The organism is Streptomyces sp. NPDC111507 (genome assembly GCF_055638955.1).
This window is the reverse complement of the sequence record NZ_JBVKBU010000003.1, coordinates 145,584-171,368: the sequence shown is the minus strand read 5'-3', so window position 1 is coordinate 171,368 and position 25,785 is coordinate 145,584. Positions and strand designations below refer to the sequence as shown.

General features: G+C 71.2%; 21 protein-coding genes and 2 pseudogenes. 14 read left to right on the top strand and 9 right to left on the bottom strand.

The genetic code is table 11. From position 1 onward, the window contains the following. Positions 1-136 precede the first annotated feature (136 nt). Positions 137-505 (top strand): hypothetical protein, encoded by a 369-nt coding sequence (locus tag ACZ7M2_RS13515; protein WP_471595358.1) that lies wholly within the window; start codon positions 137-139, stop codon positions 503-505. Between the two features lie 156 nt (positions 506-661). On the opposite strand, the pseudogene ACZ7M2_RS13510 reads toward ACZ7M2_RS13515, so the two are convergent. From ACZ7M2_RS13510 to ACZ7M2_RS13500, 3 genes and pseudogenes are all read right to left on the bottom strand, one after another. Then, positions 662-1,699: pseudogene (locus ACZ7M2_RS13510) on the bottom strand (RNA polymerase sigma factor); the annotation flags it as partial. Then, positions 1,684-4,521 carry an excinuclease ABC subunit UvrA gene (uvrA, locus tag ACZ7M2_RS13505; RefSeq protein ID WP_471595357.1) on the bottom strand — a complete coding sequence of 946 codons (2,838 nt, stop codon included), beginning with the start codon at positions 4,519-4,521 and terminating at the stop codon, positions 1,684-1,686. The pseudogene ACZ7M2_RS13510 and the gene uvrA, both read right to left, overlap by 16 nt. 93 nt (positions 4,522-4,614) lie before the next feature. Next, positions 4,615-5,487: a CDP-alcohol phosphatidyltransferase family protein gene (locus ACZ7M2_RS13500; protein ID WP_471595356.1), complete on the bottom strand. Its 873-nt coding sequence runs from the start codon at positions 5,485-5,487 to the stop codon at positions 4,615-4,617. A 106-nt stretch (positions 5,488-5,593) separates the two neighbouring features. Between ACZ7M2_RS13500 and ACZ7M2_RS13495 the strand changes: the two genes are divergently transcribed. The 5 genes and pseudogenes from ACZ7M2_RS13495 to ACZ7M2_RS13475 form a co-directional block, all read left to right on the top strand. Beyond that, entirely contained in the window at positions 5,594-6,574 is a 981-nt protein-coding gene (locus ACZ7M2_RS13495; protein ID WP_471595355.1) for a zinc-dependent alcohol dehydrogenase, read from the top strand. A gap of 137 nt (positions 6,575-6,711) precedes the next feature. Further along, on the top strand, positions 6,712-7,110 hold the full coding sequence (locus ACZ7M2_RS13490) for a 6-pyruvoyl trahydropterin synthase family protein (RefSeq protein WP_060900963.1): 399 nt from the start codon (positions 6,712-6,714) through the stop codon (positions 7,108-7,110). After that, positions 7,107-8,372 carry a glycosyltransferase family 4 protein gene (locus ACZ7M2_RS13485; RefSeq protein WP_471595354.1) on the top strand — a complete coding sequence of 422 codons (1,266 nt, stop codon included), beginning with the start codon at positions 7,107-7,109 and terminating at the stop codon, positions 8,370-8,372. The genes ACZ7M2_RS13490 and ACZ7M2_RS13485 overlap by 4 nt, the downstream gene beginning before the upstream one ends. Further along, a complete protein-coding gene (locus ACZ7M2_RS13480; RefSeq protein ID WP_471595353.1) occupies positions 8,369-9,313 on the top strand; it encodes a class I SAM-dependent methyltransferase in 945 nt (314 codons plus the stop codon). Before ACZ7M2_RS13485 ends, ACZ7M2_RS13480 begins: the two co-directional genes overlap by 4 nt. After that, positions 9,310-10,326, top strand: a pseudogene (locus tag ACZ7M2_RS13475) (lysylphosphatidylglycerol synthase transmembrane domain-containing protein); the annotation flags it as partial. The gene ACZ7M2_RS13480 and the pseudogene ACZ7M2_RS13475, both read left to right, overlap by 4 nt. A gap of 173 nt (positions 10,327-10,499) precedes the next feature. Here ACZ7M2_RS13475 and ACZ7M2_RS13470 read toward each other — a convergent pair. Then, positions 10,500-11,303, bottom strand: coding sequence for a creatininase family protein (locus tag ACZ7M2_RS13470; RefSeq protein ID WP_471595352.1), 804 nt, complete (start codon positions 11,301-11,303; stop codon positions 10,500-10,502). A 49-nt stretch (positions 11,304-11,352) separates the two neighbouring features. On the opposite strand from ACZ7M2_RS13470, the gene ribA reads away from it, so the two are divergent. The 5 genes from ribA (at position 11,353) to ACZ7M2_RS13445 (ending at position 16,460) form a co-directional block, all read left to right on the top strand. Beyond that, entirely contained in the window at positions 11,353-12,042 is a 690-nt protein-coding gene (ribA, locus tag ACZ7M2_RS13465) for a GTP cyclohydrolase II (RefSeq protein ID WP_471595351.1), read from the top strand. Positions 12,043-12,117: 75 nt separating this feature from the next. Then, the gene (locus ACZ7M2_RS13460) at positions 12,118-13,095 is read left to right on the top strand and encodes an ornithine cyclodeaminase family protein (protein ID WP_471595350.1); all 978 of its coding nucleotides are present in this window, start codon (positions 12,118-12,120) and stop codon (positions 13,093-13,095) included. Next, complete coding sequence (locus ACZ7M2_RS13455; RefSeq protein WP_471595349.1) at positions 13,092-14,237, top strand: NAD(P)/FAD-dependent oxidoreductase; 1,146 nt, start codon at positions 13,092-13,094, stop codon at positions 14,235-14,237. The genes ACZ7M2_RS13460 and ACZ7M2_RS13455 overlap by 4 nt, the downstream gene beginning before the upstream one ends. Beyond that, entirely contained in the window at positions 14,234-15,316 is a 1,083-nt protein-coding gene (locus ACZ7M2_RS13450; protein WP_471595348.1) for a saccharopine dehydrogenase, read from the top strand. The genes ACZ7M2_RS13455 and ACZ7M2_RS13450 overlap by 4 nt, the downstream gene beginning before the upstream one ends. Next, a complete protein-coding gene (locus ACZ7M2_RS13445) occupies positions 15,309-16,460 on the top strand; it encodes a saccharopine dehydrogenase family protein (RefSeq protein ID WP_471595347.1) in 1,152 nt (383 codons plus the stop codon). Before ACZ7M2_RS13450 ends, ACZ7M2_RS13445 begins: the two co-directional genes overlap by 8 nt. A gap of 6 nt (positions 16,461-16,466) precedes the next feature. On the opposite strand, the gene ACZ7M2_RS13440 is transcribed toward ACZ7M2_RS13445, so the two are convergent. The 3 genes from ACZ7M2_RS13440 to ACZ7M2_RS13430 are packed head-to-tail and all read right to left on the bottom strand — an operon-like array spanning position 16,467 to position 19,738. Beyond that, positions 16,467-17,693: a serine hydrolase domain-containing protein gene (locus ACZ7M2_RS13440; RefSeq protein WP_471595346.1), complete on the bottom strand. Its 1,227-nt coding sequence runs from the start codon at positions 17,691-17,693 to the stop codon at positions 16,467-16,469. Positions 17,694-17,750: 57 nt separating this feature from the next. Continuing rightward, positions 17,751-19,163, bottom strand: coding sequence for an MFS transporter (locus ACZ7M2_RS13435; protein WP_471595345.1), 1,413 nt, complete (start codon positions 19,161-19,163; stop codon positions 17,751-17,753). Further along, positions 19,160-19,738, bottom strand: a complete 579-nt coding sequence (locus ACZ7M2_RS13430; RefSeq protein ID WP_471595344.1) for a TetR/AcrR family transcriptional regulator — start codon at positions 19,736-19,738, stop codon at positions 19,160-19,162. The genes ACZ7M2_RS13435 and ACZ7M2_RS13430 overlap by 4 nt, the downstream gene beginning before the upstream one ends. A gap of 99 nt (positions 19,739-19,837) precedes the next feature. Here ACZ7M2_RS13430 and ACZ7M2_RS13425 point away from each other — a divergent pair, with 99 nt between their 5' ends. Next, entirely contained in the window at positions 19,838-20,278 is a 441-nt protein-coding gene (locus ACZ7M2_RS13425; protein ID WP_351432063.1) for a PPOX class F420-dependent oxidoreductase, read from the top strand. A 159-nt stretch (positions 20,279-20,437) separates the two neighbouring features. Here the strand turns inward: ACZ7M2_RS13425 and ACZ7M2_RS13420 are convergent, their stop codons facing one another. Continuing rightward, positions 20,438-21,790 carry an MFS transporter gene (locus ACZ7M2_RS13420; RefSeq protein WP_471595343.1) on the bottom strand — a complete coding sequence of 451 codons (1,353 nt, stop codon included), beginning with the start codon at positions 21,788-21,790 and terminating at the stop codon, positions 20,438-20,440. Positions 21,791-22,086: 296 nt separating this feature from the next. Then, a complete protein-coding gene (locus ACZ7M2_RS13415) occupies positions 22,087-22,752 on the bottom strand; it encodes a TetR/AcrR family transcriptional regulator (RefSeq protein ID WP_352047618.1) in 666 nt (221 codons plus the stop codon). 162 nt (positions 22,753-22,914) lie between these two features. On the opposite strand from ACZ7M2_RS13415, the gene ACZ7M2_RS13410 reads away from it, so the two are divergent. Continuing rightward, the gene (locus ACZ7M2_RS13410) at positions 22,915-23,790 is read left to right on the top strand and encodes a shikimate dehydrogenase (protein WP_471596003.1); all 876 of its coding nucleotides are present in this window, start codon (positions 22,915-22,917) and stop codon (positions 23,788-23,790) included. A 191-nt stretch (positions 23,791-23,981) separates the two neighbouring features. After that, positions 23,982-25,784 (top strand): bifunctional sugar phosphate isomerase/epimerase/4-hydroxyphenylpyruvate dioxygenase family protein, encoded by a 1,803-nt coding sequence (locus tag ACZ7M2_RS13405; protein WP_471595342.1) that lies wholly within the window; start codon positions 23,982-23,984, stop codon positions 25,782-25,784. The last annotated feature ends 1 nt before the right edge of the window (position 25,785 follow it).

The window sequence follows — 25,785 nt, the reverse complement described above, 5'->3', positions numbered from 1 at the left end:
TGGCGTCACTCGCGTCACCGGGTCGAGGGATTGCACCTCCGGCTGGCAAGCCGGACATGCCGGATAAATGCGATTATCGCAGCGCGGTGACATGGCGACTCCGAGCCGTCACCACATCTGGCAGGAGGACCAATCGATGAACCTCACTCTGAAGCGCCTGCTCGGCGTTACGGCGGCGGTGATCACGGGCGCGGCGGGCCTGCTCGGCACCGGCGCCGGCACCGCCGACGCTTACGGCCGCGCGCACTGCGACCGCGCCGAACAGGACATGTGGAGCAGCGCCGGGCCCAGCCGCAACCTGACCGGCCACCACTGCAGCATCCCGAACAACAAGAGGCGCTGGTACACCATCGAGATCGACACCCTCGTACGGACCCACTACAAGAGGGACACTCTGGACGGAGGGGTCGACCGGACCGAGACCCTGCACAACAGAACCATCAGCTGCATGGGCTACACCTCGGGCGACGGCAAGGTGAACTGGTTCGGATGCCCGCCCTCCTGACACACCCGCCGAAGGGTCGGCCCGGGAGGAAACCCCTCCTGAGCCGACCGTCTCTCCGTCCCCGCGGCCGGCTCTTCTCTCTGCTCCCGGCAGGTTCGAATGGCTCTGCCTCCGGCAGGGATTCGAACCAGCGCACCCGCTGCGGGAGTGGGGGGATCAGCTGACGTCGAGGTAGTCCCTCAGGGCCTGGGAGCGGGAGGGGTGGCGCAGTTTGGACATCGTCTTGGACTCGATCTGACGGATGCGCTCACGTGTCACCCCGTACACCTGCCCGATCTCCTCCAGGGTCCGGGCCTGCCCGTCGATGAGGCCGTAGCGCAGGGAGATGATCCCGGCCTCGCGTGCGGTCATGTTCGCGAGGACGGCCTGGATGGCGTCCTTGAGGAGGAGGAAGGTGACCATGTCCGCGGGGGAGATGGTCTCGCTGTCCTCCAGGATGTCACCGAGTTCCGTGCCGCCGTCCTCGCCGAGCGGGGTGTGGAGTGAGACGGGCTGCTTGCTGTAGCCCTCTATCTCGGTGATCTTCTCGACAGGGACGTCCAGCTTGTCCGCGAGTTGTTCCGGTGTGGGTTCGGCCCCGGTGTCCTGGAGTATTTCCCGGCGGACCTTGGCCATGCGGTTGATGACCTCGACCATGTGGACGGGAATACGGATCGTCCGGCTCTGGTCGGCCAGGGCGCGTGAAATCGCCTGCCGGATCCACCAGGTCGCATAGGTCGAGAACTTGAACCCTTTGGTGTAGTCGAATTTCTCCACCGCGCGGATCAGTCCCGTGTTTCCCTCCTGGATCAGATCCAGGAACAGCATTCCCCGTCTGCTGTACCGCTTGGCGATGGAGACGACCAGGCGCAGGTTCGCCTCGACGAGATGGGACTTAGCCACATGTCCGTCCGCGGCGAGAATCTCCAGTTCGCGCTGGAATTCCGGGCTGAGACGCGGCTCCTCCGTCAGCCTTCGCTCGGCGAACAGACCCGCCTCGATCCGCTTCGCCAGCTCCACCTCCTTCTCGGCGTCGAGGAGGGAGACCCGGGCGATCTGCTTGAGGTAGTCGCGCACCTGATCGATCGTGGCGCCGCCGGAGGTGAGCCGGGGGCTGGGCGCGTCGTCTTCCTCGTCCGCGTACGCGGCGGGATGGGGCGACTCCGGTTCCCATGCCTGAGTGTCCGTTTCCATGGCGCTCAACTCCTCTCCAGAAGCGGTCGGAGGAACTGCCCGGTGTAGGACCGAGGCTGGGCCGCCACCTGTTCGGGTGTGCCCTCGGCGATCACTGTGCCGCCGCGGTGGCCGCCTTCGGGACCCATGTCGATGATCCAGTCGGCGGTCTTGATCACGTCAAGGTCGTGCTCGATGACGACGACCGTGTTGCCTTGGTCGACGAGTCGGTGGAGCACGGCCAGCAGTTGGCGGACGTCATCGACATGCAGGCCGGTGGTCGGCTCGTCGAGGACGTAGAGCGTTCTTCCCTTGGTGCGTTTCTGCAGTTCGGCGGCGAGCTTGACGCGCTGTGCCTCGCCGCCGGAGAGCGTCGTGGCGGGCTGGCCGAGTTTCACATGGCCCAGACCCACGTCATGGAGCGTCCTGAGGTGCCGGGAGATGATCGCGTGTTCCGCGAAGAAATCCAGGCCGTCCTCGATGGTCATGCCCAGTACGTCGGCTATGGACCTGCCTTTGAAGTGTACGTCCAGGGTCTCCCGGTTGTACTGCGCTCCGTGACACACCTCACACGGCACGTAGACGTCGGGAAGGAAGTTCATCTCGACCTTGAGGGTGCCGTCGCCGTAGCAGTGCTCGCAGCGGCCGCCCTTGAGGTTGAAGGAGAACCGGCCCGGCTGGTAGCCGCGTACCTTCGCCTCCGGGGTCTGCGCGAACAACTGCCGCAACCGGTCGAAGACTCCTGTGTACGTCGCCGGGTTCGACCGGGGGCTGCGGCCGATCGGGGACTGGTCGACCTGGACCACCTTGTCGATCCCCTCCACGCCGGTGATCGCGCGATGGCGGCCGGGCACCTTGTGGGCGCGGTACAGACGTTTGGCCAGTGCCGTGTAGAGGATGTCGTTGACCAGAGTCGACTTGCCCGAGCCGGACACACCCGTGACGGCGACGAACTGCCCGAGCGGGAAGGAGACCGACACCTCGCGCAGGTTGTGCGCGCCGGCGTCGTGCACCGTGATCGCGCGCCCCTGCGTGCGGGGCCTGCGTGCCGCGGGCAGCGGTATCCGCCGTCGGCCTGACAGATAGGCGCCGGTCAGGGAGGTCGGATGGTCGAGGAGTTCGCGCGTGGTACCCGAGTGCACCACGTGTCCGCCGTGCGTGCCCGCGCCCGGCCCGATGTCCACCACCCAGTCGGCGGCCTTCACGGTCTCCTCGTCGTGCTCGACGACGATCACGGTGTTGCCACGGTCCCGCAGCCGCAGCAGTGTCTCGATGAGCCGTCGGTTGTCGCGCTGGTGCAGCCCGATGCTCGGTTCGTCCAGCACGTACAGCACACCGACCAGACCGGCGCCGATCTGGGTGGCCAGCCGGATCCGCTGCGCCTCGCCGCCGGACAGAGCGGCGGCGGGCCGGTCCAGCGACAGATAGTCCAGGCCGACGTCGAGAAGGAACCGCAGTCGCTCACCGGTCTCCGCGACGACGGCGTCGGCGACTCGCCGCTCCCAGCCCTCCAGCTCCAGGCTCTTTACAAATGAGGCGAGTTGGTCGATGGGAAGTGCCGTCAGCTCGGCGATGGTGCGTCCGGCCACGGTGACGGCGAGCACGGCCGGTTTCAGCCGGGCGCCGCCGCAGGCCGGGCAGGGCACCTCACGCATGTAGCCCGCGAACCGCTCCCGGGAGGCGTCCTCCTGCGCGTAGCGACGGGTGACATGGGGGAGGACGCCCTCGAACCGGGTCAGGTGGGAACGCTCGCCCCCGAGCCGGTTCCGATAGGTGATGTGGACCTGCTCCCGGAACCCGTGGAGCACCACCTTCTGCGCGGCGGCGGGCAGTTGACGCCAGGGGGCGGCGGTGCTGAACCCGGCCGCCGCCACCGCTTCGAGCAGCCGGGTGAAGTACTCGGCGCCGCTGGTGTTCGTCCACGGCGCGACGGCGCCCTCGGACAGCGACTTCTCCTCGTCCGGTACGACGAGTTCGGGGTCGACCTCCATCCGTGAGCCCAGGCCGGTGCACTCGGGGCAGGCACCCCACGGCGCGTTGAAGGAGAACAGCCGCGGTTCCAGCGCCTCCAGGCCGATGTCGTGCGCCCGCGGGCAGGCCATCCGCTCCGAGAACCGCACCTCACGTTCCGGGTCGGAGGCGTCCAGATCCACGAGGTCGACGCAGACGACGCCTCCGGCGAGCCCGAGCGCGGTCTCGACGGACTCGGTCAGTCGCTGTCGCGCACTCGCCTTCACCGCGAGCCGGTCCACGACCACGTCGATCGAGTGCTTCCTGCGCCTGTCCAGCGGCGGCGGCCCGGTGAGCGGATGGACCTCCCCGTCGACCCGCACCCGGCTGAACCCGTCGGCCCGCAACTGCCTGAACACGTCCGCATGCTCGCCCTTGCGGTCCCGGACCACCGGAGCCAGCACCTGGACGCGTACCCCGTCGCCCTTCGCGAGCAGCCGGTCCACGATCTGCTGGGGCGTCTGCCGCTCGACCGGCTCCCCGCACTCGGGGCAGTGCGGGCGTCCGACGCGGGCGTACAGCAGACGCAGGTGGTCGTAGACCTCGGTGAGGGTGCCGACCGTGGAGCGCGGGTTGCGACCGGTCGTCTTCTGGTCGATCGCGATGGCCGGCGACAGGCCCTCGATCACATCGGCATCGGGCTTGTCCAACTGGCCGAGAAACTGCCGGGCGTAGACGGAAAGCGATTCGACGTAACGCCGCCGGCCCTCGGCGAAAATCGTGTCGAAAGCCAGGCTGGATTTACCCGAGCCCGATACTCCGGTGAAAACGATGAGCGCATTCCTGGGCAACTCCACGGAGATGTCACGCAGGTTGTGCTGGCGGGCGCCCTTGATGACGAGTCGGTCTTTCACATGTCCGAACCCTACGACGCGGTAGAGCGTGCGGTTGCCGAATCGTTATCGACTGGTTCGGCTCTCGGTGACGCTCCGCCGGCCGCCGCGCCCTCACGCTTCGACGAGCTCGCGGACGCCGTCCCGCACCAGCTGCTCCTGCTCCAGGACCCGTTCCTGCTCCAGGACCCGTTCCTGCTCCTGCACCCGTTCCTGCTCCTGCACTCGCTCCGTCTCCCGCGCCCGCTCCTGTGCCTGCTCCCGCTCCTCGACCGGGTGGCGGTGGCGGTACAGCCAGGTGATGTCACGGCCGAACGACCAGATGAGCGAGGCGAGCGCGAGGAGCACCGCGGCGGCGTTGCCCTCCACGGGCATGATCCCTGCGCCCGCGACGAGCAGCACGATCCCCTGAAGGGCCGCCACGGTCTTGCGCGCCATGCTGTGCGGCAGGGCCGCGTTCAGCCAGGGCAGCACCCGGGCCGCCGCCACGAACGCGTACCGCATGGTGCCGATCAGCAGCACCCACGGGCCGAGCGACATCGAGACGTACACGCTCAGCACCAGGATGAGGAACGCGTCCACCTCCATGTCGAAGCGGGCGCCCAGCGCGGTCGAGGTACCGGTGTGCCGGGCGACCTTGCCGTCCACCCCGTCGAGGATCAGGGCGACCGCCGTGAGACCGACGAGCAGGCTGACCGGGGGCGAGCTCTCGAAGGAGTCCGCGACCAGGGCGGTGACCCCGCCGACCAGGATGGCCCGGCCGAGCGTCACCCGATTGGCCGGTCCGAAGGAACGGGGCCGTGAGCGACGCAGGGCACGGGTCAGAACCGCCCAGGTGGCGAGCGCGAAGGCCAGACCGGTCAGCCAGCCCGCGGGCCCCATCCCGATCGCCGTGCCCAGCAGAGCCAGCACCAGGAGCTGCAGACCCGCTCCCACCGTGGTCTCCTGCGCCAAGAGCCTCGCGTCGTACGTGTTGTTCAGGGCCACCGCACATCCTCCGGCCGTATGACAGAGTCGATCAACGCCGCGTACAGTGCGCGGCTTGTCACCGCTCCGTACGTGAAGATCTGCTGAATCGTTCAGGGGGACGCTCATGGAACTCACAGCTCGTGCCTTCTGGCTGAGCTCGCCCGGCCACGCCGAGATACGCGAGATCGCCCTGCCGGCCCCCGCCGAGGGGGAGGTACTGGTGCGCACGCTCTACTCGGGAGTGAGCCGGGGAACCGAGACCCTCGTCTTCCGCGGCGGCGTTCCGGAAAGTCAGCATGCTTCGATGCGTGCACCGTTCCAGGACGGGGATTTCCCCGCACCGGTGAAGTACGGCTATTTGAGCGTCGGCCAGGTGGAAGAAGGCCCGGCGGGTCTGCGCGGCCGGACCGTCTTCTGCCTGTATCCGCACCAGACGCGTTACGTCGTGCCGCTGAGCGCGGTGACCGTCGTACCGGATTCCGTCCCCGCCCCGCGCGCCGTGCTCGCCGGGACCGTGGAGACCGCGGTGAACGCCCTGTGGGACGCGGCACCGCTGGTCGGCGACCGGATCGCCGTGGTGGGCGGCGGCATGGTCGGCTGCTCCATCGCCGCGCTCCTCGCCCGCTTCCCGGGCGTACGCGTCCAGCTCGTCGACGCCGACCCCGCGCGCGCCGACATCGCCCGCGCCCTGGGCGTCGATTTCGCGCTCCCCGCGGACGCCGCGGGCGAGTGCGACCTCGTCGTGCACGCCAGCGCCACCGAGGCTGGGCTCACCCGGTCGCTGGAGCTGCTCGCCCAGGAGGGCACCGTCCTGGAGATGAGCTGGTACGGCGACCGGCGGATCAGCCTGCCGCTCGGCGAGGCCTTCCACTCACGGCGCCTGGTCGTGCGCAGCAGCCAGGTGGGTTCCGTTTCCCCGGCGCGGCGCGCCAGTCGGACGTACGCCGATCGGCTGGCACTCGCCCTGGAACTGCTCGCCGAGCCCGCCTTCGACGCGCTCGTCACCGGTGAGTGCGGCTTCGACGAACTGCCCGACGTGATGCCGAAGTTGGCCTCCGGATCGATACCCGGCCTGTGCCATCGCGTCGTCTACGAAGGCGTTTGAGCACTGAACAACCTGCCTGACCTCCAAAAACTGCAAAGAAAGGGGAACAGGAAGCTGAACAAGGAGAACGGGGCAGCCGTACTACACGGCATGGTCCCGGCAGGGGATCAGACGTGCCGCACCTGGAGGGTCGTCCGTTGTTCAGCATCACCGTCCGCGATCACCTGATGATCGCCCACAGCTTCCGTGGCGAGGTCTTCGGGCCCGCGCAGCGCCTGCACGGGGCGACGTTCCTGGTGGACGCCACGTTTCGCCGGGCCGAGCTGGACGACGACAACATCGTCGTCGACATCGGTCTGGCCACGCAGGAGCTCGGCGCCGTCGTGAGCGCGCTGAACTACCGCAACCTCGACAACGAACCGGACTTCAAGAACACCAACACCTCGACGGAGTTCCTGGCCAAGGTCATCGCCGACCGCCTCGCCGAGCGCGTGCACGCCGGGGCCCTCGGCGAGGGCGCCCAAGGCCTCGCGGGCATCACGGTCACCCTGCACGAGTCGCACATCGCCTGGGCGAGTTACGAGCGTGCCCTGTGACCGACACGACCATGGACCAGGCGTCCCCCAAGACCGGTCAGGTGCCCCCGAAAACCGGTCAGGTGTCCGCGAAGACCGGCCCGGCGGCCGTGAGCGGCGACCAGGCCTCCCTGAACTACGTGCCCGTGCAGCACACGGCTCTCAAGAACGCCGAGATCATCCCCATGTCCCTGCGCTCCGTGCACTTCGTGATGCCGGGCGGTGTCGACGACGCGTCCGCGCCCAGCGGCGGCAACGCCTACGACCGGCGGCTCTGCCTCGACCTGCCCGGCTTCGGCTGGCAGGTCCACAAGCACGCCGTCGCGGGCAGCTGGCCCCGGCCGTCGGCCTCCGCCCGCACGGAGCTGGCCCGCACGCTCAGTGAGTTCCCGGACGACTCGGTCGTCCTCCTCGACGGGCTCGTCGCCTGCGGCGTCCCCGAGATCGTCGTCCCCGAGGCCGAACGGCTGCGTCTCGCCGTCCTGGTGCACCTGCCGCTCGGCGACGAGACCGGGCTCGCGCCCGCCGTGGCGGCCGAGCTGGACGCGAAGGAACGGGCGACGCTGCGAGCCGTGTCCGCCGTCGTCGCCACCAGCGACTGGGCCGTCCGCCGGCTGGTCGCCCACCACGGGCTCGCCCCGGAACGGGTCCATGTCGCCGCCCCGGGCGCCGACATCGCGCCCCTCGCCTCCGGCACCGACGGCGTCTCCCGACTGCTGTGCGTCGCCGCGGTCACCCCGCGCAAGGGCCAGCACCGGCTGATCGAGGCCCTCGCCACCGTCACCGACCTGCCCTGGAGCTGTGTCTGTGTCGGCGGACTCACCCAGGACCCGACGTACGTCGCCCAGCTGCGCGGCCTGATCGAGAAGTACGGGCTCGGTGACCGCCTGCACCTCGCGGGACCACGGGCGGGCGCGGAACTCGACGCGAGCTACGCGGCGGCCGACCTCATGGTCCTCACCTCCTACGCCGAGACGTACGGCATGGCCGTGACCGAGGCGCTCGCGCGCGGGATCCCGGTGCTGGCGACCGACGTGGGCGGTCTCCCCGAGGCGGTCGGGCGCGCGCCCGACGGCGGGGTCCCCGGCATCCTCGTACCCCCCGAGAACCCGGCGGCGCTCGCCGCGGAACTGCGCGGCTGGTTCGGCGAGGCCGATGTGCGCCGCCGGCTGAAGGCCGCCGCGCGCAGCCGCCGGGCCGCACTGGACGGCTGGGCGACCACCGCCCGCAGCCTGGCCGGTGTGCTGGGACGTCTTCCGCAGCAGCCTCGGAGGGCGGCATGAGTATGACTGCGACTCCGTCGGGAGTTCCGGAACAGGGCGTGTCGGAGGTGGGCGTGCAGGGTGGTGTGTCCGGGGTTCCGGGGCAGCGCGCGAGCGCGCCCGACGACGACGTGCCCCGCTACGCGCCCCAGTGGCTCCAGCTGCGGGAGCCGGCGGACGCCGCCGCACGGGCGCCCGAACTGCTCGACCCGCTGCGCATCCGGTTGGCGAACCGGCCGGGCCGCGGCGGCGACCTGATCATCCACGACCTCGGCTGCGGCACCGGCTCCATGGGCCGCTGGCTCGCCCCCCGGCTCGACGGCGCCCAGCACTGGATCCTGCACGACCGGGACCCCTATCTGCTGCATTTCGCGACCGTGGGCGCACCGCAGGCGGCCGCCGACGGCAGCCGGGTCACGGTCACCACCCAGCGTGGTGACATCGGCCGGCTGACCGCGGACGCGCTGACCGGGGCGTCACTGGTGACGGCGTCCGCCCTGCTCGACGTGCTGACCAGCGAGGAGATCGACCGGCTCGCGGCGGCCTGCGCGGGCGCCGGGGTGCCGGCCCTGCTCACGCTCTCCGTCGTGGGGCGCGTCGAGTTCACACCGGCCGATCCGCTGGACGCCGAGCTCGCCGAGGCGTTCAACGCCCACCAGCGGCGCGGGGAACTGCTCGGCCCCGACGCGATCACGGCGGCCTGCGAGGCCTTCGACCGGCACGGCGCGACGGTACGCGTGCATCCGAGCCCCTGGCGGCTCGGCGCCGACGAGGCCGACCTCACGGCGGAGTGGCTGCGCGGCTGGGTCGGCGCGGCCGTCGAGGAGCGGCCCGCGCTGGCCGCCCGTGCAGAGTCGTATCTGCAGTCCCGCCTCGCCGCCTGCGCCGCGGGTGAACTGCGCGTACGGGTCCACCACAGCGACGTACTGGCGCTGCCGCGGCCCACCGGGGGTGCGGCGTGAGCGCCGGGGCGGGGACGGCGGAGGCGGTCGGCGTGGGCGCGGACACGTCCCGCCCGCGCGGTGCGGCGACCGCTGTCCGGGGCCACGCCGACGCGGACCTGGTTTCGGTGCGCGGCGAGGTGAGCCCGGCGGACACGGCACCGACCGCCGGCGCCCCGACCCCGGCCCGGCAGGAAGCCGACCCGGCCCCCGCCCGCCGCAAGGGGGGCTCCCTGCGCACGCACATCGGTTCTGTCGTCGGCGTCCTCATCCTCGGTGTGCTGCTCTGGCGGCTCGGTACCGGTGTCTTCCTGGACGGGCTGCGGCGGGTCGACGGCCCGACCCTGCTGGCGGGCCTCGGACTCGGTCTGCTGACCACCGTGTTCAGCGCCTGGCGCTGGTGCCTGGTGGCACGTGGACTGCGGATCCGGCTGCCGCTGGGCGGCGCCGTCGCGGACTACTACCGCGCGCTGTTCCTGAACGCGGCGCTGCCCGGCGGTGTCCTCGGCGATGTGCACCGCGCCGTACGACACGGCCAGAGCACCGGGGACGTCGGCCGCGGCGTACGCGCCGTGGTCCTCGAACGGACCGCGGGCCAGGCGGTCCTGGTGGCCGTCGGCGCGGTGGTCCTGCTCACCTTCCCGTCACCGGTCCTCGCGGACGCCCGCCAACTCGCCCTGATCCTGGCGATCGTCTCGGTGTGCGGAGTCGTCGCGGCGGGCGCGGTCCGCAGGCGCAGAGCCCAGTCCGGTCCGTCCCGGCGCTACGGAGCCGTCCGCGCCGCGGTCACCGAGGCGCGCGGCGCGCTGCTCGCCCGCGGCAACTGGCCGGGCGTGCTCATCTCGTCGGTCGTGGTGCTGGCGGGACATCTCGCGATGTTCCTGCTCGCCGCCCGCGTCGCCGGATCCCACGCCTCCGCCGCCGTACTGCTGCCGCTCGCCCTGCTGGCCCTGCTCGCCATGGGCCTGCCGCTGAACATCGGCGGCTGGGGCCCCAGGGAAGGCGTCATGGCCTGGGCCTTCGGCGCCGCCGGGCTGGGTGCCGGCATGGGCCTGAGCGTCGCGGTGATCTACGGAGTGCTCAGCTTCGCCGCCGCCCTGCCCGGCGTCGCGGTCCTGGTCGTCCGGTGGTTCGCGGCGCTGCGGCGCCCCCGGCAGGAGAACGCAGGAGGGCACGATCAATGCCGAGCGTCAGAGACGGCCGAAGTTCACGCCCCGGAAGTCCCCTTGGCCGGGGCCGCGTCGGAGGCGGAGGGCAGCGTCTTCGCCGTCACCAAGGAGAAGTACGCCCCGAAGGCCTCCGTCAGTCCCGCCAGGAGCTCCTTCCCCTTCTCGGCGGACGCCTTCGATGGACGGCCGATGACGCCGGACTCGGTATAGCCGGCCATTCCGAGGGTGAGCAGATGACGCCGGTCGTCCGCGATGAAGTCGGAGGTCTCGTAACCGGGCCGCACCAATTCAGGATGCGTGTGCAGAAGAATGGAGGTCTCGATTTCACCGGCGTGCATATCGGTGAGCAACGAGGTCTCCACACCTGCTCGTTCCAGCGCGGCTTCCCAGTCCTCCATGGCCGGGAAAAGCGCCATACGCGTACCGGTGCCGACGGATTCCTGAACCACATTGCCGAGCACGTAATTCCCGCCGTGCCCGTTCACCAGCACCAGGGTGTCGACGCCGGAGTGGCGCAGCGATGCGGCTATGTCCCGCACCACCGCGTGCAGCGTGACGGCGGAAATGCTGACGGTACCCAGCCAGGCCGCGTGCTCGTGCGAGCAGGAGATCGTCACCGGAGGAAGGAGATGGACCGGATGAGCGGCGGCGATCCGTTCCGCGACGGCGCACGCGACCAGGGTGTCCGTCGCCAACGGAAGGTAGGCACCGTGCTGTTCGAAACTCCCGACGGGAAGCACGGCGACCTCACGGGCGACACCGGCCCCCCGCTCCCGTACATCCTCCGTGGTGTCCGCCGGCAACAGACCGGATACCGCCGAGCGCGTTCCCGAACCACTCATGTTTCACGGCCTTTCGACGCTGCTTTCGACTCTGCTTAGGAACCAGATCATGACAGATAACTTTGGAGTACTCGCCGGGACCGCACGCCTCACAGGTGTCGAACGAGTCGTGAATGCCCCTTTGCCCACCGTGTACGGCGACTTCCAGGCGGTCGGCTTCCTGGATCACGATCGCGGAGAGGAGCAAGTGGCCCTGGTTTACGGCGAGGTCGGCGACCTCAGCAAGAGCGGGGAAGGCGCCACGAAGGAAGGCGTCCTCACCCGGCTTCATTCGGAGTGCCTCACCGGGGACGCCTTCGGCTCCACCCACTGCGAGTGCGGTGACCAGCTGGCCGCCGCGCTGCGCGCCATCGTCGCGGAGGGTCGTGGCGTCCTCGTCTACCTCCGCGGCCACGAGGGCCGCGGCATCGGCCTGCTCGCGAAGCTCCAGGCGATGAAGCTCCAGTCGGAGGGCCTCGACACCGTCGAGGCGAACGTCGCCCTCGGCCTCCCGGTCGACGCCCGTGACTACCGCGTCGCGGCGGACATCCTGCACGACCTCGGCGTCCGCTCCGTACGCCTGCTCTCGAACAATCCGCGCAAGCGGGAGTCGCTCCAGCGCAACGGCATCAAGGTCGTCGAGCAGGTCCCGCTGCTCATACCGCCGTGCCCGCAGAACATCACCTATCTGCGCACCAAGCGGGAGCGCCTCGACCACTTCTTGCCGCACCTGGACGTGGTGGTCTCCCACTCCTCCTGAGCGCGGGCGCCCGAGGGCGTCACCCGGAGGCGTCGGCTGTGGTGAGAGAGGCGCGCGCGGGGAAAGGTACAAGGAATGACCGACGACGTCCTGTACCTCTCCCGGGACCGGGTGACGGAGCTGTTGGACACCGATGCGGCGATCGCCTCGCAGCGCGCGGCGTTCACCGCGCTCGGTGACGGCACCGCCGAGCTCCCCGGCAAGATCATGCACCCCAGCCGATTCGACGACAGCGTCGTCTTCGCCTACCTCGCCCGGCTGTCCGCCGACACCGGGGCCGTCGCCAAGTTCGGCAGTGTCAACCCGGCCAACACGGCGGCCGGGCTGCCGACGGTGCACGCCGTGATCAACGCGCTCGATCCGGTGACCGGGCAACTCGCCGCCGTCATGGACGGCACGGCGGTCACGACCCTGCGCACCGCCGCGGCGAGCGCCGTCGCCCTCGACGTGCTGGCCACCGCCGACAGTGCGGAGCTGGGCCTTCTCGGCTCCGGCACCCAGGCCCTCGCCCACGCGCGGGCCGTCGCCCGGGTGCGCGACCTCAGGTCCGTACGGGTGTGGAGCCCGGACCCGGCCCGACGGGCGCGGGCGGCGCGGCGCCTCGCGACGGAACTCGGCGTCGCGACCAAGGCCGTCGACACGGCGGAGGAAGCCGTCGCGGGCCTGCCCATGATCGCCGCCTGCACGCTCAGCAGCACACCCGTCGTCCGGGGCGCGTGGCTGACGCCCGGGTGCGCGGTCGTCAGTGTCGGCTCCTTCGAGCCCACCCGCAGCGAGGTCGACACGGAGGTCGTACGACGGGCCGCGGCGGTCGTGGTCGACGACCCGGAGACGGCGGCGGAGCACGCGGGACCGATCGTGGACGCGCTGCGGGAGGGAGTACTCACCCGCGCCGACCTGATCCCGCTCGGCGGTGTCCTCACCGGTAGCCACCCGGCCCGCACCCACCCCGACGACATCGTCTTCTACAACAGCGTCGGGCTCGGCATCCAGGACGCCGCCGCTGCCTGGGCCGTGATCGCGGCCGCTCGTGCCCGGGAGGCGCGCCGATGACCGGGAGCGCGCGGGTCGTCGTCATCGGCGGCGGGGTGATGGGCACGAGCATCGCCTACCACCTGGCCCGTGCCGGTGTACCGGACGTGGTGCTCGTCGAGCGCGACGAACTCGCCTCCGGGTCCACCTCGCGGGCCGCGGGCGGGGTCCGGGCGCAGTTCTCCGACGAGCTGAACATCCAGCTGGGTGCCCGGAGCCTGGAGGCGTTCGCCCGTTTCGGTGAGGAACCGGGCCAGGACATCGGGCTGCGCCGGGTCGGCTATCTGTTCCTGCTGTCCACACCCGAGGAGGTCGCCGCCTTCGAGGACGGCGTACGGCGGCAGAACGCGCTCGGAGTGCCCAGCCGGCTGATCGACCCGGCCGAGGCGCGGCGGCTGTCCCCGCTGATCACCACCGACGGGTTGCTGGCGGCGGCGTTCTCCCCGGACGACGGGCACTGCACGCCCGAATCCGTCGTGCAGGGCTACGCGGCCGGGGCCCGCCGGTATGGCGCGACCGTGCTGCGACACCGCGAGGTCACCGGCATCGAGACCCGCGGCGACGAGATCACCGCGGTCGTCACCAGCCAGGGGCGGATCGCCACCGAATCGGTCGTCTGCGCGGCCGGTGCCTGGTCGCGGGCGGTCGGCGCGATGGTGGGCGTGGACCTGCCGGTGGAACCGCTGCGCCGCCAGATCGCCGTCACCGAAGCCGTCCCGGGCCTGCCGCCCGACCTCCCCATGACCATCGACTTCACTACCAGCCTCTACTTCCACACCGAGGGCCCCGGCCTCCTCCTCGGCATGTCCGACCCCGACGAGATCCCCGGCTTCGCCACCAGCACCCACGACCGCTGGATCCCCCGCCTGTCCGAGGCGATGGAGCGCCGCGCCCCGGCCCTGCTCGACCTGCGCCGGACGGGCGGCTGGGCGGGCCTGTACGAGATCACTCCGGACCACAACGCCCTGATCGGCGAGGCGCGTTCGTGCGCTCGCTTCCTGTACGCGACGGGGTTCTCGGGCCACGGCTTCCTCCAGGGACCGGCGGTCGGCGAGGTGATCCGTGATCTGTACCTGGGCCGCGTACCCTTCGTCGACATCAGCCCCCTGAGCGTCGAACGCTTCACCGCCGACGCCCCGCGCCCGGAGGTCAACCTCGTATGACCGAACTCCACTTGTGGCTGCGCCACGAGACCCGTACGACCGAACGGCGTACCCCGATCGTGCCCTCGGACGCCCGACGGCTCATCGAGAGCGGCGTGACGCTCACGGTCGAGGAGTCGCCGCAGCGGGTCTTTCCCGTCGAGGCGTACGAGGACGCCGGCTGCCGGGTCGCGAAAGCAGGCTCCTGGGTGTCGGCGCCGCCGGACACGGTCGTCGTGGGACTGAAAGAACTCCCGGACGGACCTCCCGAACTGACACACCGCCATGTCTTCTTCGGGCATGCCTACAAGCGGCAGCCGGGGGCGGCGGCGCTGCTGCGCAGGTTCCTCGCCGGGGGCGGGGCCCTGCTGGACATCGAGTACCTGGTGCACGACGACGGGCGCAGACTCGCCGCGTTCGGCTACTGGGCCGGGTACCTGGGCGCCGCCCTGGCGGTGCTGCACCACCGGGGCAGCCTCAAGGCCCCGTTGCGGCCCACCTCCAAGGAGGAGCTCGACGCCGAACTGGCCTCAGAACAAGGGGAGTTGAGCGCCCTCGTCGTCGGCGCGCTCGGTCGCAGCGGCCGGGGTGCCCGCGTGGCGCTGGGCGTGGCCGGGGTCGAGCCCACCTGCTGGGACCTCGCCGAGACCCGTGAGCTGGACCGATCGGCGTTGCTGGCACACGAGTTGATGGTCAACACCGTGCTCACCACCCGGCCGATCCCGCCCTTCCTCACGGACAAGGACCTCGACGAGCCCGGCCGCCGGCTGCGCACCCTGTGCGACGTCACCTGCGACGTCGGCTCCCCCCTGAACGTGCTGCCGGTCTACGACACCACGACGGACTGGACGCACCCCGCCCGCCGCATCCGTGAGCGGCCCGCTCTCGACCTGATCGCCATCGACAATCTGCCGTCGCTGCTGCCGCTGGAGGCGAGCGTCGACTTCTCGGCGGCGCTGCTGCCCCAGCTGCTGGATTTCGGGGTCGGCGGCCCGTGGGGGCGTTGCCTGGACCGCTTCCACGAGGCGTGCCGCACCCTCGAAGCCGAGGAAGCCGAGGAAGCCGAGGAAGCCGAGGAAGGGGAGTCGCGTGATGTCTGAGGTGACGGCCGTGAGCGGCACCGTCCACTGGATCGGCGCGGGCCTGTCCACCGGCAGCGGTCTCGCCGCGACCTGCGACGCCGCCGACCGCGTACGCCTGTGGCACCGCACCGAGGAGCGTGCCGCGCGCAGCCTGGAGGCGCTGGGCCTGACCGGGCGGGCCGAGCCCCGTGCGTACACACAGGAGGCGCTCGCCGCCGAGCTCGCCCCCGGAGACGTCGTCGTCTCCATGCTGCCCGCACCCGAACACGCCCCGCTGCTCGCCGTCTGCGTCGAGCGTGGCGCCCACTTCGCCTGCTCCAGCTATGTGTCGGACGGGGTCCTCGACCAGGTGCCCGCGGCCGAGGCGGCGGGAGTGGTGGTGCTGACCGAGTGCGGGCTCGACCCGGGCATCGACCACCTCTTCGCGCACAGTCTGATCGCCCGCGCCGAGGCCGAGATCGGCGCCGGGTCGGCCGCCGCGTACCGCCTCACCTCGTACTGCGGCGGCATCCCCGCCGTGCCCAACGACTTCAAGTACCGCTTCAGCTGGGCACCCGCGGGCGTGCTCAACGCGCTGCGCTCGCCCGCCCGATATGTCGAGGACGGCACCGAGACCACCGCCGACCGCCCCTGGGAGGCCACCCGCCCGCACCTGATCGACGGCGAGGCCTTCGAGGTCTACCCCAACCGCGACAGCGTGCCCTTCGTCGAGCAGTACGGGCTTCCCGGCACCTGGAAGCCGGAGACCTTCGTGCGCGGCACCCTCCGCCTCGACGGCTGGCTGCGGGCCTGGGACGCGGTCTTCGAGGAGTTGAAGGCGGGCGACGACCGGCGGATCACCGCCCTGGCCCAGGAGCTGGCGAAGACCTATCCGACCACGGACGCGGACCGTGACCGGGTCGTCCTCGCCGTCTCCCTCGACGTGCGCGGAGGCTCCGGCGCTACCTGGTCGGGGCGCTACCTCCTCGACCTCGTGGGCACCGCCGAGGAGAGCGCCATGGCCCGCTGTGTCTCCCGCACGCTCGCCCTCGGGGTCCGCCACATCCTGGACGGTTCGCTCCCGCCGGGCCTCGGCCGCGCCGCGGAGACGGCGCAGCGCTCCGAGCAGTGGCTGGCCGAACTCGCCCGGGAGGGAGTGCCGTTCACTCTGCGCGCGGGGTAGCCGGGCTCAGCCGAGCACCGCCTCGTGCACGAGCCGCTTGAGCTCGGGATAGACCGAGTGGGACGAGGTCGGGCGGACCTGGGTGTAGAACTGCACGGTCAGGTCGTGGCGTGGGTCGACCCAGAAGGTCGTACTGGCGACCCCGCTCCAGCCGAACGCGCCCTCGCTGGACGGCGACCGGGTGATCTCGGGGTCCACCACGACGGAGACCCCGAGCCCGAAGCCGAGCCCCGCGTTGCCGGGTTCGCGGTGCAGCGCGCTGCCGAAGGCGCGGCGGTCGGCGCCGCCCGGGAGGTGGTTGGCGGCCATCGTGTCCACGGTCTCCGGCTTCAGCAGCCGGGCCCCGTCGAGTTCGCCGCGACGGCGGAGCATCTCCATGAAGCGGTGGTAGTCGTACGCGGAGGCCACCATGCCGCCGCTGCCGGAGAGGAAGCGCGGGCGGCCGTGCAGAGGGAGCCCGGCGATCGGGGTGATGCGGCCCTCGGCGTCCTCCCCGTAGAGCTCGGCGAGCCGTCCGGCCTGCTGGTCGGTGACGCAGAACCCGGCGTCCGTCATCCCCAGCGGCCCGAAGATCCGCTCGGCGAGGAACGCGTCGAGGTCCTGCCCCGAGACCACCTCGATCAGGCGGCCCAGCACATTGGTGGAGACCGAGTAGTTCCACTCGGTGCCCGGCTCGAACTGCAGGGGCAGGCCCGCGTACACGTCGCAGGTCCCGGCCAGGTCCGCGCCCGGCGCCACCGACGACTCCAGACCTGCGTCGCGGTAGAGCGCGTCGACGGGGTGGGAGTGGTAGAAGCCGAAGGTCAGACCCGAGGTGTGGGTCAACAGGTGCCGGATCAGGAGGGGTTGCTCGGCCGGGCGGGTCTTCATGTCGGCGCCCGACCCGCTGACGTACACCCGGGGGTCGGCGAAGGCGGGGAGGAAACGGGCGACGGGGTCGTCGAGCCGGAAGCGTCCCTCCTCCAGGAGCATCAGCGCGGCGACCGACGTGACGGGCTTCGTCATCGAGTAGATCCGCCACAAGGTGTCGGTCTCGACGGGGAGTCGGGCCTCGCGGTCGCGGTGGCCGTACGTGGTGAGGTGCGCGACCCGGCCGTGCCGGGACACGGACACGAGGTAGCCGGGCAGCCGGAGGTCGTCGACCAGGTGGGAGAAGTGCTGGTCCAGGCGGGCCAGTGCCTTCGGGTCGAGGCCGGCCTCGCTCGGCTCGACCTCTTGTCGCAGATGTCCCATGGTTCTCCTCCGGACTGCGGCTCTCGGACTCGCTCGTCCTCATCGTCCCGCTCGTCCTCATCGTCTCGTACGGACTTCGCGAGCGGCGTCGCTGGGTGGGTGACCGGCGGGTCGCCGCTCGGCGACCGGTGCGTCGGCGCGGCCCGGGAGCCGCAGCGCCGACAGCGCGCCGACGGCCGTGAGGGCCGCGAGGACGGTCAGCGCGGGGCCCAGATCGACGCCGGTCAGGCCGACCAGCGTGGTCGCGACGGCCACCCCCACCGCCGGTCCGATGTTCATCGCGGTCTGCTGGAGCCCGCCCGCCACCCCGGCCGACCCGGTGGACGCGCCGCGCACGACGACAGCCGTCGCGCTCACCATCACCGCGACGAACCCCGCGCCCATGAGCAGGAATCCGGCGCCGATCGCCAGGTCCGTCGAGGCGCGGTCGAGCCTGGACAGCAGCAGGACGCCGAGCAGGAGCAGCAGCATCGCGGTCCCGGTCGTGCGGCGCGGGCCGTGGCGGCGCAGCAGTACGGCGGAGACCGGCGCGCCCAGCACCATCATCACGGCCAGCGGGAGCGCGCGCAGACTGCTCTGGAACGGGTCGAGGCCGAGCACGTCCTGAAGGTAGTAGGTGCTGACGAAGAGCGTGCCGAACAGCGCCGCGGAGGCGCACACGAGAGTGCCGAGCGCCGCGCCGACCGCGGGGGAGCCGAGCAGGCCGGGCGGCACCAGCGGGCTCGCCGCGCGCCGTTCGTGCCGTACGAACGCGGCTGCCGCGACCGTCGCTACGACCGGCCCGAGCACGGTCTCCGTGAGCCGGCCGGTCTCCGGCAGCACGACGAGCGTGCGCACCAGGGCGACCAGGGCCACCGCGAGCAGCGCCGCGCCGGGCAGGTCGAGTCCGGCCGCCGGGCCGGCGGCCCGGGGGGCGTCTCGGACGGTCAGGGCCAGGGTGGCCATGACGAGCGCGGGGATGACGTTCAGGAAGAAGACGGCCCGCCAGCCCAGCTGGGTGACCAGTGCCCCGCCGATGAGGGGACCCGCGGCCGCGGCGAGACCGATGGCGCTGGTGCGCAGCGCGATGGGCATGCCGAGCCGGTCGGGCGGGTAGGCCGCGCGCAGCATCCCGAGCGTGGCGGGTTGCGACAGCGCGCCGAAGACCCCCTGGGCGACCCGTAGTCCGATCACCCAGCCGATGCCGGGCGCCAGACCGATCCCCGCCGACGCCGCCCCGAACCCCACCGTCCCCACGGCGAACACCAGTTGGTGGCCGTACCGGTCCCCGAGCCGCCCCGCGAACACCAACAGACTGGCCACCGCGATGAGATAACCGGTACTGGTCCACTGCACCTGCGCGAACGACGCGTCCAGGTCGTGCCGCAGCGTGGGCTGAGCGACGGTGAGGACGGTTCCGTCCAGCGCGACGATGACGGCCCCGACGACGCTGTTGGCGAGCGTGAGACGGCGCCGCGCCGAGGGGCTCACCGCTCCTCCGGCCCGAGGTGAGCGTCCAGCGCGGCATCCAGCAGGGGTACGAAGTCGGTGACTCCCGTGGCGAGCTGGAGGCTGCCCCAGCCCCACAGCTGGGCGATCCCGTGCAGGTTCGCCCAGAGGGCGCCCGCGACGAGCGCGGCGTCGGCCTCGGGGCGTGCCCGGCCGACCAGGTCCACCAGGACGCCGAACAGCGGCAGGCTGGTCTCCCGGAGCCCCAACTTCCCACTCTCCAAGAGATCATGACGGAACATCAGCTCGTACATTCCGGGCTGAGCGAAGGCGAAGTCGAGATAGACCCTCCCCAGCGTCGTGAGCTGGGCACGGGGACTCGTCCCTCCGTCGCCCAGCGCCTCCGTCGCCCGGGCACCCAGGTCGGCGAAGCCCCGGCGTGCGATGGCGGAGAGCAGTTCCAGATGGGTCGGGAAGTAGCGGCGCGGGGCGCCGTGGGAGACGCCTGCGCGACGGGCGATCTCCCGCAGGGTCAGAACCTGCGCGCCCTGCGTGGTCACCAGGTCCACGCCCACCTCGATCAACCGGGCCCGCAGGCCCGTGTCCGCTTCATTCATAGACACTGTCTACCAGCCCTCGTAGACGCTGTCTACTAGGCTGGTAGACGGTGTCTACGTGACGGGAATGGCCATGCGTTCCCCGGGGTTGAGCGATACATGACTCAGGACGCGACGCAGGACACACTGCTCAAGCTGCTCTCCGAGTACGACGGGGGAGTGCTGGTCACCCTCAAGAAGGACGGCCGGCCCCAGCTGTCCAACGTGAACCACACCTACGATCCCGACGAGCGGATCGTCCGGGTCTCGGTCACGGACGACCGCGCCAAGACCCGCAATCTGCGCCGGGACCCGCGGGCCTCCTATCACGTGACGGCCGAGGATCGTTGGGCGTACACGGTCGCCGAGGGCACCGCCGAGCTCACTCCCGTCGCCCGGGACCCCCACGACGAGACCGTCGAGGAGCTGGTGCGGCTCTACCGGGCCGTCCGGGGCGAGCACCCCGACTGGGACGACTACCGGGCCGCCATGGTCAGCGACGGCCGGCTCGTCCTACGGCTCCACGTGGAGCGCGCGTACGGCATCCCCCGCGGACGCTGAGCCGAGGGGGCGATGGGATCTCCGCGCACACCGGCCGCCCCTGAACCCGGCCGGGGTGCGCGGAGTGGCACTGTGTGACCGCGCTGTTTCTGTCCGCTCGTTCCGGGCGATGTTCTTGCCGAAAACGCCGGCTGTCAACCGTGCCTCCCCGCCGGGCGGTCAGGCGGTCACGGCCTCGCGCTTCGCGGCGTCCTGGGGCGCCCGCTCGCCCAGCTCCTCCGTCGGCACCGTGTGCGTCTCGCGGGCGGTGAGTGCGGCGAGCACCGGCGGGACGCACAGGGCCGCGGTGAACAGTGCCACGGACGACCAGTCGTCGCCGCCCGGGCCCGCGATCTGCGCGGCGAAGGTGACCGCGAATCCGGCGACGGCGAAGCCGATCTGCGTGCCGATCGCCATACCGGAGAGCCGGACGCGGGTGGAGAACATCTCGCCGTAGAAGGACGGCCAGACACCGTTGGCCGCGCTGTACACGACACCGAAGGTGAGGATGCCGAAGAGCAGGACGAGGGGGTACGAGCCGGTGGATATGGCCCACAGGTAGCCGAACATCAGCACGGCGCTGCCCGCGGCGCCGATCAGAAAGACCGGACGGCGGCCGATGCGGTCGGAGAGCGTGGCCCAGGCGGGGATCGCGCCGAGGGCGACGATGTTGGCGAGCGCACCCACCCACAGCATCTGCGTGCGCGACAGCCCGACGGAGTCGCTCGTGCCGTACGCCAGCGCCCAGACCGTGAAGATCGTGCTGACCGAGGCGATCAGGGCGCCCGCGACGACCCGCAGGACGTCCGCCCAGTGCTCGCGGAGGAGTACGAGGAGCGGCAGTGCGGGAACGCCCTCGCTCGCGGCCTGCTGGGTGAAGGCCGGCGTCTCCTGGAGGGTGCGACGGATGACATAGCCGACCACGGCGACCGCGACGCTCGCCCAGAACGGTACGCGCCAGCCCCAGGAGAGCAGTTGGTCCTCGGGCAGCGCGGCGACCGGCAGGAACACCAGGGTCGCCAGGAGCTGGCCGCCCTGGGTGCCGCTGAGGGTGAAACTGGTGAAGAAGCCCCGGCGGTGGGGCGGCGCGTGTTCCAGCGTCATGGAGTTGGCGCTCGCCTGTTCACCGGCCGCGGAGATGCCCTGGAGGACGCGGCAGAGCACCAGCAGGACCGGGGCGAGGCCGCCGACCTGGGCGCGGGTGGGCAGACAGCCGATGAGGAACGTCGACAGGCCCATCAGGATCAGTGTGAAGACCATGATCTTCTTGCGGCCGACCCGGTCGCCGAAGTGGCCGAGGAAGAGCGCGCCGACCGGGCGGGCCGCGTACGCGACGCCGAACGTGGCCAGCGAGAGGAGGGTCGCGGTGGCCGGGTCCGACTCGTCGAAGAAGACCTTCGGGAAGATCAGGGCCGCGGCGCTGCCGTAGATGAAGAAGTCGTAGTACTCCAGGGCGCTGCCGATCCAGGCGGCCATGGCGGCCTTCCGGGGCTGGCCGGGTGGTGCGTCGAGCGGGACGGCGGGGACAGACACGGCGTGCTCCTTCGAGGGAACTCCGGGGACAGGAGTGGCGGAGGGGGTGAGGTGCCGGGGCCCTGGGGGTGTACGGGTCGGCCGTGCCGGATGCGACGAGTCTGCTTGACGGTGGGAGGTCTGCTCAACGTTGCGCGTCCGGCTAATTAACCCACTGGATAGTTAGTAGCGGATGGCTACGGATGTTGCGCCCACGTTTCCCGGGTGTCAAGAGGTCGTACTGAAGGATCTCTCCCGGCCGTGCCCCGCCCCGGCCCCGGAGCGGGGCACGGGAAGGGGTGACGCTCCTGCCGTTCTCAGTCCTCCGTGCGGTCCGCCGTCAGATAGGCGATGACCATGTCGCCGAGCATGGTCCGGTAGTGCTCCCGCTGGTCGGGGGCGACCAGGTCACGGCCGAAGAGAGCGCCGAAGGTATGCCGGTTGGAGACCCGGAAGAAGCAGAACGAGCTGATCATCGCGTGCAGGTCCACGGCGTCGACGTCGGCTGTGAACAGCCCCGACTCCCGGCCGGTCTCCAGGATCCGGCGGATCACCTCCAGCGCGGGCGAACCGATCTTCCCGAGTTCCTCGGACGCGGCTATGTGCTCCGCCTCGTGGATGTTCTCGATGCTGACCAGCCGGATGAAGTCCGGATGCGCCTCATGGTGGTCGAAGGTCAGCTCGGCGAGCCTGCGGATGGCCGCGACGGGGTCCAAGTGCTCGACGTCCAGCTCCTGTTCGGCCATCCGGATCACGGAGTACGCGCGCTCCAGCACGGCTGTGAACAGCTGCTCCTTGCCGCCGAAGTAGTAATAGATCATCCGCTTGGTGGTGCGGGTGCGGGCGGCGATCTCGTCGACGCGGGCACCGGCGAAGCCGGCGCGCGAGAACTCCTGGGTCGCCACGTCGAGAATCTCGGCCTTGGTCCGGGCGGCGTCGCGGATGCGCCCGACGGGCCGTGCAGGTTCTTCGACGCTGGTCATCGGCTTCCTTCGGGCGAGGGGGTCAGTGTCCGCGATTGTAGAAGCAGGGTCTGCCGCCGTGGTCCCGAGTTCCGGGGCGGGCCTTTCCGTGAGCTCGGGATGCTGATATAGCTAACGTACTAGTTCGTACATTAGTGAACGCTCAGGAGGTCCGCCGTGACCATGGACACGTATCTCGTCGGCCTCATCGGTTCCGGCATCGGTCCCTCGCTCAGCCCCGCGCTGCACGAGCGGGAGGCCGACCGGCAGGGACTGCGCTATCTGTACCGGCTGATCGACATCGACGTGCTCGGCGTCGGGCCGGAGGTGGTGGGCGATCTCGTACGGGCCGCGCGGGACCTCGGCTTCGACGGGCTGAACATCACGCACCCCTGCAAGCAGCTGGTCCTCGACCACCTCGACGAGCTCGCTCCGCAGGCGGCGGCCCTCGGCGCGGTCAACACCGTCGTCTTCGAGGGGGGCCGCGCGGTCGGGCACAACACCGATGTCACCGGGTTCGCGGCGTCCTTCGCACGCGGGCTGCCCGATGTCCCGCTGGAGCGGGTCGTGCAGCTGGGGGCGGGCGGGGCGGGGGCGGCCGTCTCCCACGCCGTGCTGACGCTGGGCGCGGGGCACGTCACCGTCGTGGACGCGATGCCGGACCGGGCGGCGGATCTCGCCGCCGGGCTGAACCGGCACTTCGGTGCGGGGCGGGCGGCGGCCGCGACGCCGGACGCGCTCGGCGGGCTGCTCGGCCGTGCCGACGGGGTGGTGCACGCGACGCCCACCGGGATGGCGGCCCATCCCGGGCTGCCGTTCCCGGCCGAGCTGCTGCATCCCGGTCTGTGGGTCGCCGAGGTGGTGTACCGGCCGCTGGAGACCGAGTTGCTGCGCACGGCCCGGGCGGTGGGGTGCGCGACGCTGGACGGCGGGGGCATGGCTGTGTTCCAGGCGGCGGACGCGTTTCGGCTGTTCACGGGGCGGGAGCCGGATGCCGTTCGAATGCTGGCGGACATTTCTGAGCTGGCGGGTGTGCCAGGTGCGGGTGTCGGTGGCTGAGGGCGCCTTGTGGGTGGGGTGGTTCCGGCTGTGCGGCGGGTGCGGGGTGGTGGGTGCCGGTCGCGCCCAGGCGGCGGAGCCGCCCATGTCACAGCCCGCGCCCCATGCGGGGCCCGCCCGAGCCGGCGGCTCTCGCCGTGCCCCGATGTGGAGCGACAGCTGATGTGGAGCGACAGCCAAGGAGTATCGACGTGCGTACATCCATTGCCACTGTCTCGCTCAGTGGGTCCCTGACCGAGAAGCTCACGGCCGCGGGGCGGGCGGGGTTCGACGGGGTGGAGATCTTCGAGAACGATCTGCTCGCGAGTCCCCTCACACCCGAGGAGATCCGGGCCCGCACCGCGGACCTCGGTCTGAGCATCGACCTGTACCAGCCGATGCGGGACATCGAAGCGGTGCCCGAGGAGGAGTTCGCCCGCAATCTGCGCCGCGCCCGGCACAAGTTCGAACTCATGCGCCGCCTCGGCACCGACACGGTCCTGGTCTGCTCCAGCGTCTCCCCGCTCGCCGTGGACGACGACGCGCTCGCGGCCGACCAGCTGCGCCGGCTCGCGGACCTCGCACAGGACTTCGGCATGCGCGTCGCCTACGAGGCGCTCGCGTGGGGCCGCCATGTGAGTACGTACGACCACGCGTGGAGCATCGTCGAAGCCGCGGACCACCCCGCCCTCGGCACCTGCCTGGACAGCTTCCACATCCTCGCCCGCGGCGGCGACCCCAAGGGCATCGAGGACATCCCCGGCGAGAAGATCTTCTTCCTGCAACTGGCCGACGCCCCCCTCATGGCGATGGACGTCCTGCAGTGGAGCCGCCACTACCGCTGCTTCCCGGGCCAGGGCGGCTTCGACATCGCGGGGTTCCTCGGGCACGTCCTGCGGGCCGGATACCGGGGACCGCTCTCCCTCGAGGTCTTCAACGACGTCTTCCGGCAGGCCGAGGCCGGGCCGACCGCCGTGGACGCGCGTCGCTCCCTCCTCGTCCTCCAGGAGGCCACGGGACTCGCGGCCCCGCCCGCGCCCGTGGTGCCGACCGGTGTCGCGTTCGCCGAGCTCGTCACCCCCGACGCCGAACCCGTCACGGCGCTCCTCGGCGCCCTCGGCTTCACCCGCAGGGCCAGGCACCGTAGCAAGCCCGTCGATCTCTGGCAGCAGGGCGAGGCCCGTGTCCTCGTGAACACCGGACCGGCCGCCCGGCGCGACGGCACCTCCCTCGCCGCCGTGGGCCTGGAGTCCCCGGACCCGGCAGCCGCGGCCCGGCGCGCCGAATCCCTCCTCGCCCCGGTCCTGCCCCGCCGCCGCGCCCCCGAGGACGCGCCGCTGGACGCGGTGGCCGCCCCCGACGGCACCGAACTCTTCTTCTGTGTCACGGATCGCTGCGGGCATCCCGAACCCGCCGGGTGGACGGGCGACTTCGTGCCGGTCCCGCACGAAGGACTCCCGCAGCACGTGGCCCGCATCGACCACCTGGCCCTCACCCAGCCCTGGCACCAGTTCGACGAGGCGGCCCTCTTCCACCGCAGTGTGCTCGGGCTGAGCGCACAGGACAGCGTCGATGTCGCCGACCCGTACGGACTGCACCGCAGCCGCGCGGTCACCAACGCCGACGGCAGCGTCCGTATCGCCCTCGGCGTCGGGCCCGCCCCCACTGACGAGGGCGCCCGCGCCCAGCACATCGCCCTCGCCACGGACGACGTGGTCACCGCGGCCCGCCGCTTCCGCGAGGCCGGCGGCCGACTGCTGGCGATGCCCGCGAACTACTACGACGACCTCGCCGCACGGTATGAGTTCGCCGACGGCGAGCCGGAGACGTACCGCGAACTCGGCATCCTCTACGACCGTGACGCGGAGGGTGAGTTCCGGCACTGCTACACGGAGACGGTCGGCCGTGTCTTCTTCGAACTCGTCCAGCGTGACGGCGGCTACCGGGGCTACGGAGCGCAGAACGCCCCTGTACGGCTGGCCGCACAGCACCTGCCGCACCGACCGGGGCGCTGAC